The 14,189-nt window shown below is 69.8% G+C and carries 10 protein-coding genes; 3 read left to right on the top strand and 7 right to left on the bottom strand.

Annotation, left to right across the window (positions count from 1 at the left end; translation table 11 throughout):
• The first annotated feature begins 22 nt into the window (after positions 1–22).
• Both ACLQ28_RS15085 and ACLQ28_RS15080 read left to right on the top strand, forming a co-directional pair.
• Positions 23–1,240, top strand: coding sequence for a cytochrome P450 family protein (locus ACLQ28_RS15085; protein WP_425686893.1), 1,218 nt, complete (start codon positions 23–25; stop codon positions 1,238–1,240).
• Positions 1,241–1,476: 236 nt separating this feature from the next.
• Positions 1,477–2,472: a TauD/TfdA family dioxygenase gene (locus tag ACLQ28_RS15080; protein ID WP_425686892.1), complete on the top strand. Its 996-nt coding sequence runs from the start codon at positions 1,477–1,479 to the stop codon at positions 2,470–2,472.
• Between the two features lie 135 nt (positions 2,473–2,607).
• Here ACLQ28_RS15080 and ACLQ28_RS15075 read toward each other — a convergent pair whose 3' ends face one another.
• The 6 genes from ACLQ28_RS15075 to ACLQ28_RS15050 all read right to left on the bottom strand — a co-directional run bounded on the left by ACLQ28_RS15075 (position 2,608) and on the right by ACLQ28_RS15050 (position 11,364).
• The gene (locus ACLQ28_RS15075) at positions 2,608–4,932 is read right to left on the bottom strand and encodes an alpha-L-fucosidase (RefSeq protein ID WP_425686891.1); all 2,325 of its coding nucleotides are present in this window, start codon (positions 4,930–4,932) and stop codon (positions 2,608–2,610) included.
• A gap of 86 nt (positions 4,933–5,018) precedes the next feature.
• Positions 5,019–5,849 (bottom strand): ABC transporter permease, encoded by an 831-nt coding sequence (locus ACLQ28_RS15070; protein WP_425686890.1) that lies wholly within the window; start codon positions 5,847–5,849, stop codon positions 5,019–5,021.
• 26 nt (positions 5,850–5,875) lie between these two features.
• Positions 5,876–6,823: an ATP-binding cassette domain-containing protein gene (locus ACLQ28_RS15065; protein ID WP_425686889.1), complete on the bottom strand. Its 948-nt coding sequence runs from the start codon at positions 6,821–6,823 to the stop codon at positions 5,876–5,878.
• 114 nt (positions 6,824–6,937) lie between these two features.
• Positions 6,938–7,915, bottom strand: coding sequence for a TauD/TfdA family dioxygenase (locus ACLQ28_RS15060; protein ID WP_425686888.1), 978 nt, complete (start codon positions 7,913–7,915; stop codon positions 6,938–6,940).
• Between the two features lie 43 nt (positions 7,916–7,958).
• Positions 7,959–9,008, bottom strand: coding sequence for a 2,3-diaminopropionate biosynthesis protein SbnA (gene sbnA / locus ACLQ28_RS15055; RefSeq protein WP_425686887.1), 1,050 nt, complete (start codon positions 9,006–9,008; stop codon positions 7,959–7,961).
• Positions 9,009–9,036: 28 nt separating this feature from the next.
• A complete protein-coding gene (locus tag ACLQ28_RS15050) occupies positions 9,037–11,364 on the bottom strand; it encodes a non-ribosomal peptide synthetase (RefSeq protein ID WP_425686886.1) in 2,328 nt (775 codons plus the stop codon).
• A 287-nt stretch (positions 11,365–11,651) separates the two neighbouring features.
• On the opposite strand from ACLQ28_RS15050, the gene ACLQ28_RS15045 reads away from it, so the two are divergent.
• Complete coding sequence (locus ACLQ28_RS15045) at positions 11,652–12,410, top strand: thioesterase II family protein (protein ID WP_425686885.1); 759 nt, start codon at positions 11,652–11,654, stop codon at positions 12,408–12,410.
• Between the two features lie 49 nt (positions 12,411–12,459).
• Here the strand turns inward: ACLQ28_RS15045 and ACLQ28_RS15040 are convergent, their stop codons facing one another.
• Entirely contained in the window at positions 12,460–14,136 is a 1,677-nt protein-coding gene (locus ACLQ28_RS15040; RefSeq protein ID WP_425686884.1) for a phytoene desaturase family protein, read from the bottom strand.
• Positions 14,137–14,189 lie beyond the last annotated feature (53 nt).

The following is a 14,189-nucleotide window of genomic DNA, read 5'->3' as shown; positions in this document are numbered from 1 at the left end:
TCCATTCAGGAAGGGAAGCTCGATGTCAGGCATCAGAGCGCTGTCCAAGTACTGGCTCTACACCGAGGACTTCGCCCAGGACCCGTACCCCTACTGGGAGAAGGTCCGCACCGAGGAGCCCGTGCGCGAGGTCAAGGCTCCCGACGGCACCCGCTCCTGGGTGGTCTCGCGTTACCCCGATGTCCGCCCACTCCTCGCCGACCAGCGCCTGAGTCGTGACATCAACCGCCTCTACGCCGTCATGTCGCGGCAACTCGGCCGGGAGTACAAGCCCGACCCGGAGCTGAGCAACCACCTCGTCGACGTCGACCCGCCCCGCCACACCCGGCTGCGCAAGCAGCTGACCGGCACGTTCACCAAGCGGCGTACCGAACTGATGCGGCCGGCCATCGAGGAGATCGCCGACGGGCTGCTCGACCGGCTCGCCGAGTCCGACCAGCCGGACCTCGTCACCGGTCTCGCCAGCCCGCTGCCGATCATGGCGGTCGCCGAACTGCTCGGCGTGCCCAAGACCGACTGGGCCGACTTCGATCGCTGGTCGGCGACGCTGCTGCGCACCGACGCCTCCGACGAGAGCGGGATCCTGGACGAGACCGTCGGCGAGGTGTCCGCGTACATGCGGTCGCTGATCCGCCGCAAGCGCGCCGACCCGCAGGACGACCTCATGTCCGCGCTGATCCACGCCGAGGACGAGGAGCGGCTCGACGACGGCGAGGTGCTCTCCACCTGCATCGCGCTGATGACCGGCGGCAACCAGACCACCGTCGGCCTGCTCGGCGGCGGCGCCCTCGCCCTTCTCCAACACCCGGAGCAGGCAGCGCAGCTGCGCGCCGACCCCAGCCTCTGGCCCACTGCGGTGGAGGAGCTGATCCGGTACGTGACGCCGGTGAACTGCGCCCTCAAGAGGGTCACCAAGGAGCCCATCACGGTCGGCGACGTGACGATACCCGCCGACGAGGTCGTCATCCTGTCAATCACGTCGGCCAATCGGGACGAGCAGCATTTCGTGGACGACCCGAGCCGGTTCGACATCACCCGCAAGCGCATCACCCACGTGTCATTCGGCCACGGCATCCACTTCTGCTCCGGCGCCCACCTGGCCCGATTGGAGATCGAGGCGGCATTTTCCCGCATGCTCACCCGCTTCCCGAAGATCCGGCTCGACATCGACGAGTCCGATATCCGCTACCACCGGGACATCTTCGTACGCGCGGTGGTCTCCCTGCCGGTCACGCTCTGACCGTCGATCGGCCGTTACACGCCGGGTCCGCCCCTTCCCCCCGGGCGGGCCCGGTTTTTGATTGTGCGACCCCGGCATCGACGAGTCATTGAAGCCCAGACCGAATTGGTCAATTCTTCAATCGGCGGTGGCTCCCGGCTACGCGTTCGGCGACGCTGTAAATGCTCGTAACCTCATCTGCCGAAGGCCCTTTCCCGTCGCACCGACGTCGGAAGGAACGGTATGCAGGAACGGAGATGCTTTTGTCCGTCGACGTCGAAACCCCCGTCCATGCAGAATTCGCCCTGTCCGCAGCCGAGCACGACGAACTGGAGGCGGCAGCGCTGCACCTGACCACGCTGCCGGTCGCCCGCGTCGACGACCCGGCGTGGCTCGACGAGGCGCGGCGCGCCTCCGTTCGGCTCCCGGAACGGGTCCGTAACGCCCTGCGGCAGTTCCAACGCGACCCCGGCCCCGACGCGCTGCTGCGGTTGCGCCACCTGCCGATCGGCGAGGGTCACCTGCCGGCCACGCCCACGATGCCCGGATCGGTGCAGCGTGTGGCGACGATCGCCGCCGCGACCGAGGTGCTGATCGGGCTCCAGCTCGGCGAACTGGTGTCCTTCCGCGAGGAGAAGACCGGCGCGCTGGTGCAGGACGTCGTGCCCGTGCCAGGCATGGAGAAGTACCAGGGCAACGCCGGCTCGGTGGCCCTCAACATGCACGTGGAGAACGCGTTCCACCCGCGCCGGCCCGACTACGTCGGGCTGCTCTGCCTCCGCAACGACCATGACAACGTCGCCGGCCTGCAGGTGGCGTCGATCCGCCGCGCCCTGCCGCTGCTGTCCGACGAGGTACGCGCCGTGCTGCACCAGCCGCGGTTCATCACCGAGCCGCCCGCCTCGTTCGGCATGCTCGACATGGTCCCCGATCCGCAAGCGATTCTTCGCGGTAGCTCGGACGATCCCGACATCATCGTGGACTTCGAAAGCACCCGGCCGCTGGACGGCGAGGCGACCGCCGCGCTGGCCGCGTTGGGAGACGCCCTGTCAGACGTCCGGCGCACGATCATCCTCGAGCCCGGAGACCTCGCTTTCGTGGACAACCGCCTCGGCCTGCACGGCCGCACCGCCTTCACTCCTCGTTACGACGGCCGAGATCGCTGGTTGCAGCGGGTGTTCGTACACCTGGACATCCGGCGCTCCCGTGACCGGCGGCACGACGACGGGAACGTGCTGACGTTCGTCGGTTGACCGGGCGGTTCGATCCGCACGACGGCCCGGCCAGGCAACCATGCCTGGCCGGGCCGTTTCGCGTGCGAGCTTCCTCCTCCGAAAAGAGCCGGGCGCCGTGCCCGGTCGGCACGGCGCCTGGCGGCTAGTCGAGGATCACTGGCTGATCTTCAGGGACCACGCGTGCTTGCCGACCGCGCTCGCTGCGGCAGGGATCTGGATGGTCAGCTTCCCGTTCTGCTGGCTCCAGCTCAGCGGTCCGCCGTCGTACCCGAGCAGGGTCACCTTGTCCCCGGCGCGGATCGGCACCGGCGCATCGACGACGACCTGCGAGCCGAGCGACTCCGTGGAGATGACGTAGAACGCGTCCGGCTTCACCGTAAAGCGCAGTGAGCCCTGCCCCGACATCCGCGACCAGTACGTGGTGCCGTAGACGGCCTCACCGTTGGTCTTCAGCCACGCCCCGACGTCCCGCATCCGCTGGGCGAGGAAGCTCGGGAACGTGCCGTCGCCCTGGGGTGAGAGCGTGAGGAGCAGGTTGCCGTTCTTGCTCACCACATCCACGAGCTGGTCCACGACCTGGTCGGTCGACTTGTACGAGCTCAGCGGCGTCGTCTGGTTGAAGCCGTAGGAGATGGGCTCGATGGTCTGGCTCGCCTCCCACTTCTTCGCGACGGTGTTGCTGTACCGGACGTTGGCGGTGGTGGTGAAGTCGTTGGTCGGGACGCTGCACACGTCGTTGACCGCGACGTCGCGCGGCTTCGCCTTGTTCTTGTCGGCGTTGAAGAAGCCGGCCTGGACCTGACGGCTGTCGCCGGGGCCGAGGATGTCGCACCAGAGCAGGTCGAGGTCCGGGTACTGGGTGTACAGCTCCTTCATCTGCGGCACCTGGTAGTCGGCGATGTAGTCGCGTCCGCTCTGGTAGCCCGTGTACGGCACGGATTCGCCGGTGAACGAGTTGATCGGGCCGTGGCCGAGCCACGGCAGGTCCGGGTTGTACCACTCCTGCATGGAGAAGTAGAGCCCGTTGCGCAGGCCCGGCGCGTACGTGCGGGACGCGTCGAAGAGTTCCTTCACGAAGTCCCGCTTCGGGCCCAGGTCGACCGAGTCCCGGCCGGACACCTTCGAGTCCCACATCGCGTACCCGTCGTGCTGCTTGGCGCTGAACACGTAGTACTTCGCCCCGGACTGCTCGAAGAGGCGAACCCATTCGGCCGCGTCGAACCGCTCGGCGGAGAAGTCCTTGATGAAGTCGTCGTACGTGAAGTCCTCGCCGTACGTCGCCTTGTGGTGGTCCTTCGTCCGCGGGTCCGGGACATCGGTCATCAGCGCCCAGTACCACTCGGCCCAGAGCTCGCCCGCCGGCGCCCAGGCCGGCAGCGAGTACGGGCCGTACATGACGAACAGGCCGAACTTGGCGTCGTCGAACCAGTACGGCGACTCGTGCTTGCCCAGCGAGGCGTCGGTCGCGACGTAGTCGGGCACACCGACGGTCAGCGTCGTCGTCCGGCGGGTGGTCACCCGCACCGACGTCGCGGTCACCGCGGCGGAGACCCTGGTGCCGGCCTTGACGGCGCTCGTGCCCCGGATCCCGACCCGGACGCGGGTCTCCTCACCGGGTGCGAGCCTCCCGACGGTGGCGGCCGTGGTGGTGCGGACGCCGTTGGCGGTCACGCTGACCACCAGGCGGTCCTGCGCCGTGATCCACTGGTTGCCGGTGTTGACGACGGTGGCCTCGACCGCCTGGTCGCCGGTGCCGGGCATCCGCTTGGTGGTGGACCGGACACCACGCAGGTCGAGGCTGCGTCCGCTGGTCACCGGTTGCAGCGACGCGGCGAACACGTGCAGACTGGTGGAGCCGGCGGCGACCGGGTCGGTCGCCGGCAGCGTCACGCCGACGGCCGTACGCGCCGGGTCGAGCCAGATCCGGCTGGTGTACATCGAGACCGGGTCGAGCACGTTCGGCTCGGTGTCCGGGCTGTAGAACGGCACCTTGAGGATGCCACCGCCGCCGATCCAGTCGGTCGCGGTGAGGGGTTGCGCGCTGGTCGTCCCGTCGGAGTAGCGCACCGTCGCGGCACCGGAGGCGCTGCCCCCGAAACCGGCCGCGGTGCTCGCGGAGACCAGGAAGTACGCGCTGTGGTAGCGGCCCGCGGGCAGGGTGATCGTCTGCCCGCGCGCGACCACGTTGTTCTTCGCGCCGGCTGCCGCGGAGGGGAACCGGAACGGCACGCCGTCGAGGTCGACCACGCCGGAGGCGGGTAGCGCCTCGGCCTGGAACGCCTTCCTGGCACCGTCGAAGTCGCCGTCCCGGGCACCGCTGGTGTCCAGGCCGTCGTTGTCGAAGTGACCGTCCAGGACCAGCGGCACCGGTGCGACCGCACCGGCGTCGGTGTGGGCGACGGCTGGTGGAACGCCAGGGCACAAAGTGGCCAGCGCCACGGTCAGGACGACCGACAGGCGCAGCGACGTTTTCTTCATGGACGACTCCTTGAGGAGATCTCGGACAGCCAGCGGCGCGGCCGTGTCACGGCCGCGCCGAGGTCACATTCAGTTCCGGCGGGCGATCAGCCGCGTCGGAAGTTGCGGGTCGCGATGGGTGCCGCGATCAGCACGACCACCGCGCAGATCGCCACCGGCGCCAGAATGGTGCCCGTGTCGGCGGTGCCGAGGGCAAGCTCGCGCGCCGCCTCGATCGCCAGCGACAGCGGGTTGAGTTCGGAGAGGAAGCGCAGCCACGTCGGCATGGTCGAGGTGGCCACGAAGGCGTTCGAGGCGAACATCAGGATGATCGTCAGCATGCTGCTGATCGGTTCCAACACCTGCGGCGCCTTGAGCCACGCCGCGAGCGCCATGAAGACCCAGCCGAGCGACCAGCCCACCACCAGCGAGACGAGGATCGCACCGAGAACCCCGACAAAGCCGCCTGCGGGCGAGAACCCGAAGATGAGCGCGGCCAGCGCGGTGGTGACCGCCATCTCGCCGAGGAACTGGATCAGGTCGGCGAAGCTGCGGGCGGTGAGGATGGAACCGGTGCGGATCGGCATCGACTTGAACCGGGCGATGATGCCGTTCTGCATCTCGGTGGTGAGGATCGTGCCCGTCTTCGCCCCGGCGCCGAGCCCGGTCGTCACGAGGATGGCGGGCAGCAGGTAGTCGATGTAGGCCACGCCGGCCGGGAAGCCGGGTGTCTGGTCGATGCTCCGGAACACCTGGCTGAAGATCGACAACATGATGATCGGATACAACAGGCTGGGGATGAACAGCGCGGGATTGCGCAGCGTCCCCATCGTCCGTCCGGTCAGGACCACCACCTGGGTGATCACGCCGGTCCGGAGGGCCCGGTCCCTGAGGGCGGACCGGCGGGCCGGCTCGGTCTTCTCTACGGTGGTCGTCATGGCCGACTCCTCGATCCGAGTGTGCGCTAGGCGTTCGTGGCGACGGGGTGCCGGTTCAGGGCGATGTAGGCATCGTCGAGCGTCGGCTCGGCGAAGGTGAGCTCCTCGATCTCCACGCCAGCTTCGTCCATCGCGCGGACCACGATGGCCAACTGGGAGGAGGCGTTGACCGGGGCAGTCACCACGGGGCGGTCCTCGTCGAGGCTCGCCTGGATGCCCGCCCGCTCCAGCATCCTGAGCACCAGCGAGCCGTCCTCCGACCTGGCGAACGTGATCGACGCGGTGCGCTGACCCACCGCGGCCTTCAGCTCGCTGGCCGAGCCCGACGCGATGACCCGCCCCTGGGACAGGACGCTGATGGACGAGGCGAGACGGTCCGCCTCCTCCAGGTACTGCGTGGTGAGCAGCACCGTGGTGCCGGCCCGGGCGAGGTTCTCCACCAGGTCCCACACCGACCGGCGGCTCACCGGGTCGAGCCCGGTGGTCGGTTCGTCGAGGAAGACAACGGCCGGCTCACCGATGATGCTGGCCGCCAGGTCGAGGCGGCGGCGCATCCCGCCGGAGTAGTCCCGCGCCGGACGGCCGGCCGCCTCGGTGAGCTCGAAGGCTGCGAGCAGTTCGTCGGCGCGAACCCCCGCGGCCCGGCGGCCGAGACCGAGCAACCGACCCAGGATGACGAGGTTCGCCCGGCCGCTGAGGTGCTCGTCGACCGAGGCGAACTGGCCGGTGAGACCGATCCGCTCGCGGACGCGTTCGCCCTCGCGGACGACGTCGTAGCCCGCGATTCGCGCCGAGCCGCTCGTCGGTCGGACCAGCGTGGTCAACACGTTGACCAGGGTCGTCTTGCCGGCACCGTTGTGGCCGAGCAGGCCGAGGATGGAGCCTTCGCCCACGGAGAGGCTGATTCCCTGGAGCGCCTTCGTCTCTCCGAACGACTTGGTGACGTCGACCGCCTCGATGATGGGAGTATCCACGGTGGTGTCCTTTCCGAGCCAATCCAGTGGTGCTCCGACCAGCAGTTCCGTCGCGTCACATGAGATTCCGCGCCGGGCCCCACGCGCAATCGCACATCAAAGAATCGACGCCGCTCAGGGCGCCACGTCGCCGAGCATCACCACGGTTTCGCGCTTGCCGGTGTACGGCTCTCGGCTGTGCGCGGTGCGGATGTTGTCAATGACGAGCAGGTCGGCGCGCTCCCACGGCCGTCGCACGGTCAGCGACTCGTAGGTGGCGTTGATCGCCGCGACGACCTCCTCCTCGATCGGGTCGCCGTTGCCGTACCGGGTGTTGAACGGCAGGCCGTCCGGGCCGAACGCGAAGATCAGGTACTCGCGGACCATGGCATCGAGCGTCCACTCGTTGAGGAACGCGATCTGGTTGAACCAGCAGGGTGTGCCGAGTACGGGGTGGTCGACCACGGCGGGACGCCACTGCCGGGTTCGCAGGCCGCCATCGGGCAGCCAGGCGAACTCGATGTCGTTGGCCTGGAAGTAGGCTTCGGCGCGGGCCGGATCGTCAACGCCGAACGCCTGCTGCCACTTCACGCCCACCGTCGTGTTGTAGTGGCGATCCAGCCGCCAACCCTCGCGCCGAAACCGTTCCAGGATCGGTGGGGGCAGCTCCGCCAGCATCCTGGTCGCGTCGGCGAGCGCCGTGATGCCGCCGGACTCGGCCGGTCGCAGGCATCCGACGACCATCCGGGGTGGCGGCGTCCGCAGGTAACTCAGTTCGTGGTGCATGCACATCGGCTGGTCCGGTGGCCACTCCGCGGACGAGTAGACGCCGGGGGCGTGCAGGTGCCGTTCGGTGAAGGCCTCGCGCTGCTCCCAGGCGGCGCCGAGCAGGACCCGGCCGACGACCGCGACGTCCTCCGGGGTGGCGAGCGGCAACCCGCGTACGGTCACGGCGCCGTGTTCGAGAACCGCCGCCTCGATGTCGGCGCGCCGCTCGGTCAACACGGCGACGGCCGTGGGCACGTCCGGCGCGGCGAGGGCCAGGATCGGCGGTGCGCCGCCGCCGGGGGCCGGGCCGTCCGCGGCGACGGAGGTCGAGGGTGAGGCAGTCATGGGGCGTCCTTTCGGTGCTGGGACGGGCGATGCGTGAGCGCGATCAGGGCTGCCCGGCCGAGATGCGGTCCGCTGGTGCGGACACCTCGGGTCGCAGCTCGAAGTTGTCCCAGACCCAGTCGTCGTCGTAGATGGACTCCAGGTAGCGCTCCCCCAGGTCAGGCGCGAGGGCCAACGCCTGGGGCGAGTCGTCCAGGTGGTGCTCGGCGAGCCAGGAGAGCGCCCCGCTGACGACCGTTCCGGTCGACCCGCCGAAGAGGAAGCCCCGGCGCGCGAGCGCCCGGCACGTTGCGATCGTGTCCGGCTCGGACACGTAGACCACGTCGTCGACGAACGAGGCGTCCAACTGCGGCGGGCGTACGCCGGTGCCGATGCCGGGAATCAGCCGCCGCGCGGGCTGGCCGCCGAACGTCACCGATCCCACCGCGTCGATGGCCACCACCTTGACCGAGGGCCGGTGCTCCCGCAGGTACCGGGCGCATCCCATCAGCGTTCCGGTGGTGCCCGCGCCGACGAACAGCACCTCCAGGTCGGGGAAGTGCTGGGCCAGCCCGGGACCGGTCAGCCGGTGGTGCGCCCGCCAGTTGTTCGGGTTCGCGTACTGGTTGAGCCAGACGTGTCGCGAATCCGAGGCGACGAGGTCCTGCACGTACGCGATGCGGGCGCCGAGGAAGCCGCCGGGATGGTGGACACCGTCGATGACCTCGACCTGGGCGCCGTACGCCTCCATCGCGCGCCGGCTGGCGTGGTTGCTCCGGACGTCGGTGACGCAGATGAAGCGGTAGCCCCGGCTCGCGGCGATCATGCTCAACGCGATGCCGAGGTTGCCGGACGAGGATTCGATCAGCACGGACCCCGGCAGCAGCTCGCCGCTGCGCTCGGCCGCCTCGACCATCTCGACCGCGGCGCGCAGCTTGACCGAGCCGGCGAAGTTGAAGCCCTCACACTTGAGGTGCAGCGTGCGGCCGAAGATTCCGGACAGGTCGACGTAGAGGTTCTCGACGTTGAACTGCTCCGGACCGGTGATGATTCGCGGCCCGGGGAACGCCTGTGGGCGTGCGGGCGCATCGATCGACGGCAGTAAATGAGGCATGGCTGGCTCCCTGCGGTACGAACGGAGATCACAAGGTCGGTGCCGACTCGGCGTCGACCTTCGCCGCAAGGTCGGCGAGGACGGGGTGCTGCACCAGGTCCTCGAGCTTGAACAGGCGGTCCAGCTTGACGATGAGCCGGATGCCGGTCAGCGACGTGCCGCCCGAGGCGACGAAGTCGTCCCGGCGCCCCACGGTCTCGACCGGGACGTTGAGCACCTCGGCCCAGGCCGCCGCGATCCGGCGTTCCATCGCGGTACGCGGCGACTCGTAGGCCGGCGGCCCCACCCGGTCCGCCGCCCGGGCCCGCAGATCCTTGCGGTCCACCTTGCCGTTGCCGGTCAGCGGCAGCGCGTCGACGCGGCGGAACTCCCCCGGCACCATGTACGCCGGCAGCGACGCTCCCAGCAGCTCCGCGAGCCCTTCAGCGGACACCGCCGTCGACACGTCAGTGGTGTAGAAGGCCACGAGGCGGGCCCCGTCGCCGCCGTCCACGGCCACCACCGCGGCCTGCCGTACGTCCGGCGCTTCCAAGAGGCGGTGCTCGATCTCGTCGATCTCGACTCGGAAACCGCGGATCTTGATCTGCGCGTCGCGGCGCCCCAGGAACTCGAGTCGCCCGTCGTCGAGCCAGCGCCCGAAGTCGCCGGAACGGTACAGGCGGCTCCCGGGCCGGGCCGGGTCGTCGAGGAACGCCGCGGCCGTACGCTCGGGGTCGTTGATGTAGCCACGGCCCACGCAGACGCCGGAGAAGACGATCTCACCCGGTGCGCCGAACGGCACCGGCCGCAACTGCTCGTCCACCACGGAGACGACGACGTTGCGCACCGCCCTGCCCAGCGGCACCCGGGGCCCGGCTGGTGGCTCACGCAGGACCTCGTGGTTGGTGTCGTCGGACGTCTCGGTCAAGCCGTACGCGTTCACCAGCGCCATGCCCGGGAACGCGGTGAACCAGCGCTCGACGAGGTCCTTGCTGACGGCTTCGCCGGTGACCGAGACGCAGCGCAGTTTGCCGAGCGACCGGGGGCGTTCCTGCAACTGGCCGAGGATGACGTCGAGATAGGAGGGCACCATCTGCACCACCTCGACCCCGCCCTCGACCAGTGTGTCGAGGTAGAGGTCGACGTCGACCACCGCGTCCTGCCCGACGATGAGCGTCTCTCCACCCACCAGCAGCGGGGCGATCAGCTGCCAGAGCGAGATGTCGAAGCACTGCGGCGCCGTCTGTGCCACCACCGTGCCGCTCTCCACGCCGAGATCCTCGATCTTGGCGAGCAGGTGGTTCACCATGCCGCCGTGCTCCAGCATCGCACCCTTGGGCTCCCCGGTGGAGCCGGAGGTGAAGTAGATGTACGCCAGCCGCTCGGGCCCGACGACGACCTGCGGATCGGTGTCGGGGTACGCGTCGAGGTCGACCCCGTCGAGAAGCACCACCCGACGGTCCGGCAAATCGGGCAGGCAGGCGGTGGTGTCCCGGACGGCGATCAGCGTGCGAGCGCCACTGCGCTCCAGCATGGCCCCGACCCGCTGCGCCGGGAAGTGCGGCTCGACCGGCAGATACACCGCGCCGGCCTTGAACACGGCAAGCGTGGCGACGAGCCACTCGAGCGTGCGCTCCAGCACCACGGCGACCGGTTCCTCGGCCTCGACCCCCTGGGCGAGCAGGAACCCGGCCAGCCGGTTGGCGCGTCGGTTCAGCTCACCGTAGGTCAGCGTCCCCGCTGCGGCGCGGGCCGCCACGCGGTCCGGGAACTGACCTGCCCGCTCCGCGATGATCTCGTGGGCCCGTTGGTCGGGCAGCTGCCGGACCGGGCCGGACAACTCCTCGATCTGCCACCGAGCCTCGGCCTCCGGCACCAGGGTGTCGGCCTCGTGCTGACGGTGCGGATCCTGGGTGGTCAATCGCAGGGCCGTCGCCAGATAGCCGGCGATCCGCCGAGCGGGACCGGCGGCGGCATGCGCGATCCGGATGGTCACGCGATCGGGCCGCAGCAGCACGTCGGTGCCGAACAGCGCCGACTTCGGCAGCGCGGCCACTGGCAGGGCGGGCTCCGCGCGTACGGCGAACGTGGTGACCGCTCGGCCGACCACCGGCTTCCCGCTGCCCTCCGCCACGATCCGGACCAGCTCCGCCCACGTGCCCGCGAGCACGCTCAACCGGACGACGGCGCCGAGCTCACCGACCCCGGTGTGCACGGCCCGCTCGCCGGTGAGCACACCGGCGACCTTCGCGTGTGCGGCGAGCAGGATCGTCTCGACCGGTACGGACAGCTGACCGGCGGTCCGCTCGATGGCGGACGCGAGCTCGGCCGGCAGCTCCACCTCATGGATCGCCGTGTCGTCGGCCGGTGTTCCCATGGGCTTCCTCCCTGCGCGTGCAGTCGGTAAACCTGCGCATGCGGCGGCGAATGTCGATACATCCCGGCACCGGGGGCAGGCCCGATCGGATGGGTGCCGGGCGCCGGCCGTGGCCGTGCGCCGGGTCAGCTAATCAATCGGCCGCTACGAGGGCCTAGGCCACATCGAAAAGTCGATCGCGCGAGCCCTTTCCGCTTTCAATTCTTCGGCAGAGTGGCACAGATCGCGGGATGGCCGGACTAATGTCCGGGCGGCTATGTGTACCGTCCGACCGGAGGGAATTGAGCGTGCCCATTTCGTCATCTGCTTTGATCCGGCCCCGGCCACGACCGGACGCACCCGAGACACTGGTCTGCCTGAGCTTCTGCGGCGGCGGCACCTCGCCGATGCGGGCCTGGGCTCGTACCGCTCCGGAACGGGTCGAGGTCGCGCTGGTCTGTTATCCGGGCCGGGAGGGCCGGTACAGCGAGCCGTTCGCCCCGACCTGGTCGAATCTGGTCGACGACGTGCTGCACACCGTCGAGCCGATCCTCGACCGCCCGTTCACCCTGATGGGACACAGCATGGGCGGCTGGGTCGCCTTCGACGTCGCCGTCGAGCTGCGTCGCCGGGGTCAGCCCACCCCCGAGCACCTCGTCGTGTCGGCGGCCGAGCCACCGACGCGCTGGCGCGCCAAGCAGGCCAGTTCGCCGCGGTACACGGACACCGACGACCAACTCGTCGCCTGGATGCGGTCGGTCGGCCAGATCAACGAGCAGATCCTCGCCGAGCCCGATCTGCGTGCCATGGCGGTCGATCTGCTTCGCGCCGATCTGGGGATGCGCGACAGTTATCGATATGTTCCCGGGACTGCCGTCGACATCCCCATGACCGTCCTCTACGGCGCCGAGGATCGCGGGGTGAATCGTCGGGCCGCGGAGGGCTGGCGCGATCTGACCATGCGGGGATGCGTCATCAAGGAATTGCCGGGCGGCCATTTCTACGACGCCGCCACGTGGCCGGCGCTGCCCGCGCAGATGCTGCCGGCCGAGCCGGCCATCAGCTGACGATCCACGGATCGCCGCCGATGGCCGGACCGGCCGTCTCGAATCCGGTTCAGCCGATCCGTGCCAGGCCGCGAGCGCCGACGCGCTGGGCGCCGCGCGACGCCTGGACCGGATCCCAGCCCACCGGGCGGTCGGGCAGCCGGCTGAGGTCGGCCAGTACGGTGCCGCCCATGACCTCCGCCAGCAGCCGCCGTCCCAGCAGTTGCGCCACGCAGCTGATGCCGCTGACGGCCACTCCCGTGATGCCGCTGCCGTAGCGGGTGCTCTGGCCGACGACGTGCAGGCCGGAAATCGTGGTCCGGGTGTCCGGCCGGCCGCCGCCGGAGCCCCACTCCGCCAGGCCGAACGGCGTCCCGCCGGTGGAGAGGGTGTACCGCTCCTGGGTCAGCGGGGTGGCGAGCTCGCAGTGCACCAGGTTGTCGCGGACCGGCCCCACGACGCGCTCGACGCTGTGCAGCATCCGTTCGGTCATCCGCTGCTTCGCCGCACGGTACGCGGCGCCGCGGCGGTAGGGCACACCGTCCGCGGGACCGCCCTCGACGCCCCAGACCGAGTAGTCGGTCGGGCAGAGCGTCATCGCCTGGAAGTTGCTGTGGCCCGGCGGGCAGACGGCCGCCGATCCGGGGTCCTTGGCGGAGGCGAACGACATGAACAGGAACGGCACGTCCTCCATCCGGCCGTCGGCGAGACTGTCGTAGTACCCGTCGACGTCGTCGGTGTCGTACCACCAGATGTTGCCGTTGCGCATCGACGGCAGCGGCCGGTCCATCGCCAGGTAGAGCGTGACGAACGGTAGGCCCATGCGCGCCTCGCGGGTCTTGCGTACCAGGCTCGCCGGGAAATGCTCGGCCCCGACGAGGTCCAGCACGGTACGCCGGTAGTCCGCGTTGGAGATCACCAACTCCGCCCGGATCGGCTCGGGCTCGTCCCTGACCCGGACGCCGGTGACCCGGCCACCCTCGACGAGGATCCGCTCCACCCGGCACCTGGTGCGGACCTCACCGCCGTGCGCCTCGATGACCTCGACGAGCGACGCGGCGAGCATCTGGCCGCCACCCTCGGGATAGTAGGCGCCGCGCACGTAGTGGTCGGTGACCATGGCGTGGACGCTGACGGTCGCCTGCCGCGGGCCCATGCCGTAGTTCGGCGACTGGGCGGCCAGCAGCGTCCGCGCCCGGACGGACAGCCGGCAGTGGTCGAACAGCTCCTGCAGGCTCCGCCGGCCCCAGGACAGCGTGGCCGGCGTCGTCCGGATCAGCTCCTGGATCGTCGGCTCGGACGGCAACAGCATCGTGTCGCGCATCTCCTGCCCGACGGTCGCGCAGATGCCGACGAACTCGGTCAGCCCTGCCGCGTCGTCCGGCAACGCCTCGACCAGGCGTTGCCGGTACCGGTCCCAGCCGGCCGGCATGTTGAAGTTGAGGCCGGGCAGCTGGATGTTGTCGAAGGCGTCCTGGTCCATCGGTCGGAACGTGACCCGATCGCGCAGGCCGACGCCGGAGAGGATCGCCGGCAGGACCCCGTCCGGGCCGCAGTCGCCCAGATAGTGGATGCCGACGTCGAACTCGTACGCGCGGCGGCGGCGGAAGACGTGGCTGTTCCCACCGGCCACGTCGTGCTGCTCGGTGACCAGTACACGGCGTCCGTCGCAGGCCAGGTAGGCGGCGCAGACCAGACCGCCGATGCCCGCGCCGACAACGACGACATCCCACTCATCGGACGACACCCTCGGTTCCTCTCACGTAGCGCGTCCACTCCGGCGGCGATTGCCTCCGGAGT

It is taken from the genome of Micromonospora sp. DT201 (assembly GCF_049841575.1).
Taxonomy (GTDB): domain Bacteria; phylum Actinomycetota; class Actinomycetes; order Mycobacteriales; family Micromonosporaceae; genus Micromonospora.
Note: the sequence above shows the minus strand (reverse complement) of the source record. Positions and strands in the feature narration are given on the sequence as shown.

Bases quoted from the DNA above. Each gene is read 5' to 3' on its own strand.
- ACLQ28_RS15085 (WP_425686893.1), top strand. From the start codon at position 23: ATGTCAGGCATCAGAGCGCTGTCCAAGTACTGGCTCTACACCGAGGAC.
- ACLQ28_RS15080 (WP_425686892.1), top strand. From the start codon at position 1,477: ATGCTTTTGTCCGTCGACGTCGAAACCCCCGTCCATGCAGAATTCGCC.
- ACLQ28_RS15075 (WP_425686891.1), bottom strand. From the start codon at position 4,932: ATGAAGAAAACGTCGCTGCGCCTGTCGGTCGTCCTGACCGTGGCGCTG.
- ACLQ28_RS15070 (WP_425686890.1), bottom strand. From the start codon at position 5,849: ATGACGACCACCGTAGAGAAGACCGAGCCGGCCCGCCGGTCCGCCCTC.
- ACLQ28_RS15060 (WP_425686888.1), bottom strand. From the start codon at position 7,915: ATGACTGCCTCACCCTCGACCTCCGTCGCCGCGGACGGCCCGGCCCCC.
- sbnA (WP_425686887.1), bottom strand. From the start codon at position 9,008: ATGCCTCATTTACTGCCGTCGATCGATGCGCCCGCACGCCCACAGGCG.
- ACLQ28_RS15050 (WP_425686886.1), bottom strand. From the start codon at position 11,364: ATGGGAACACCGGCCGACGACACGGCGATCCATGAGGTGGAGCTGCCG.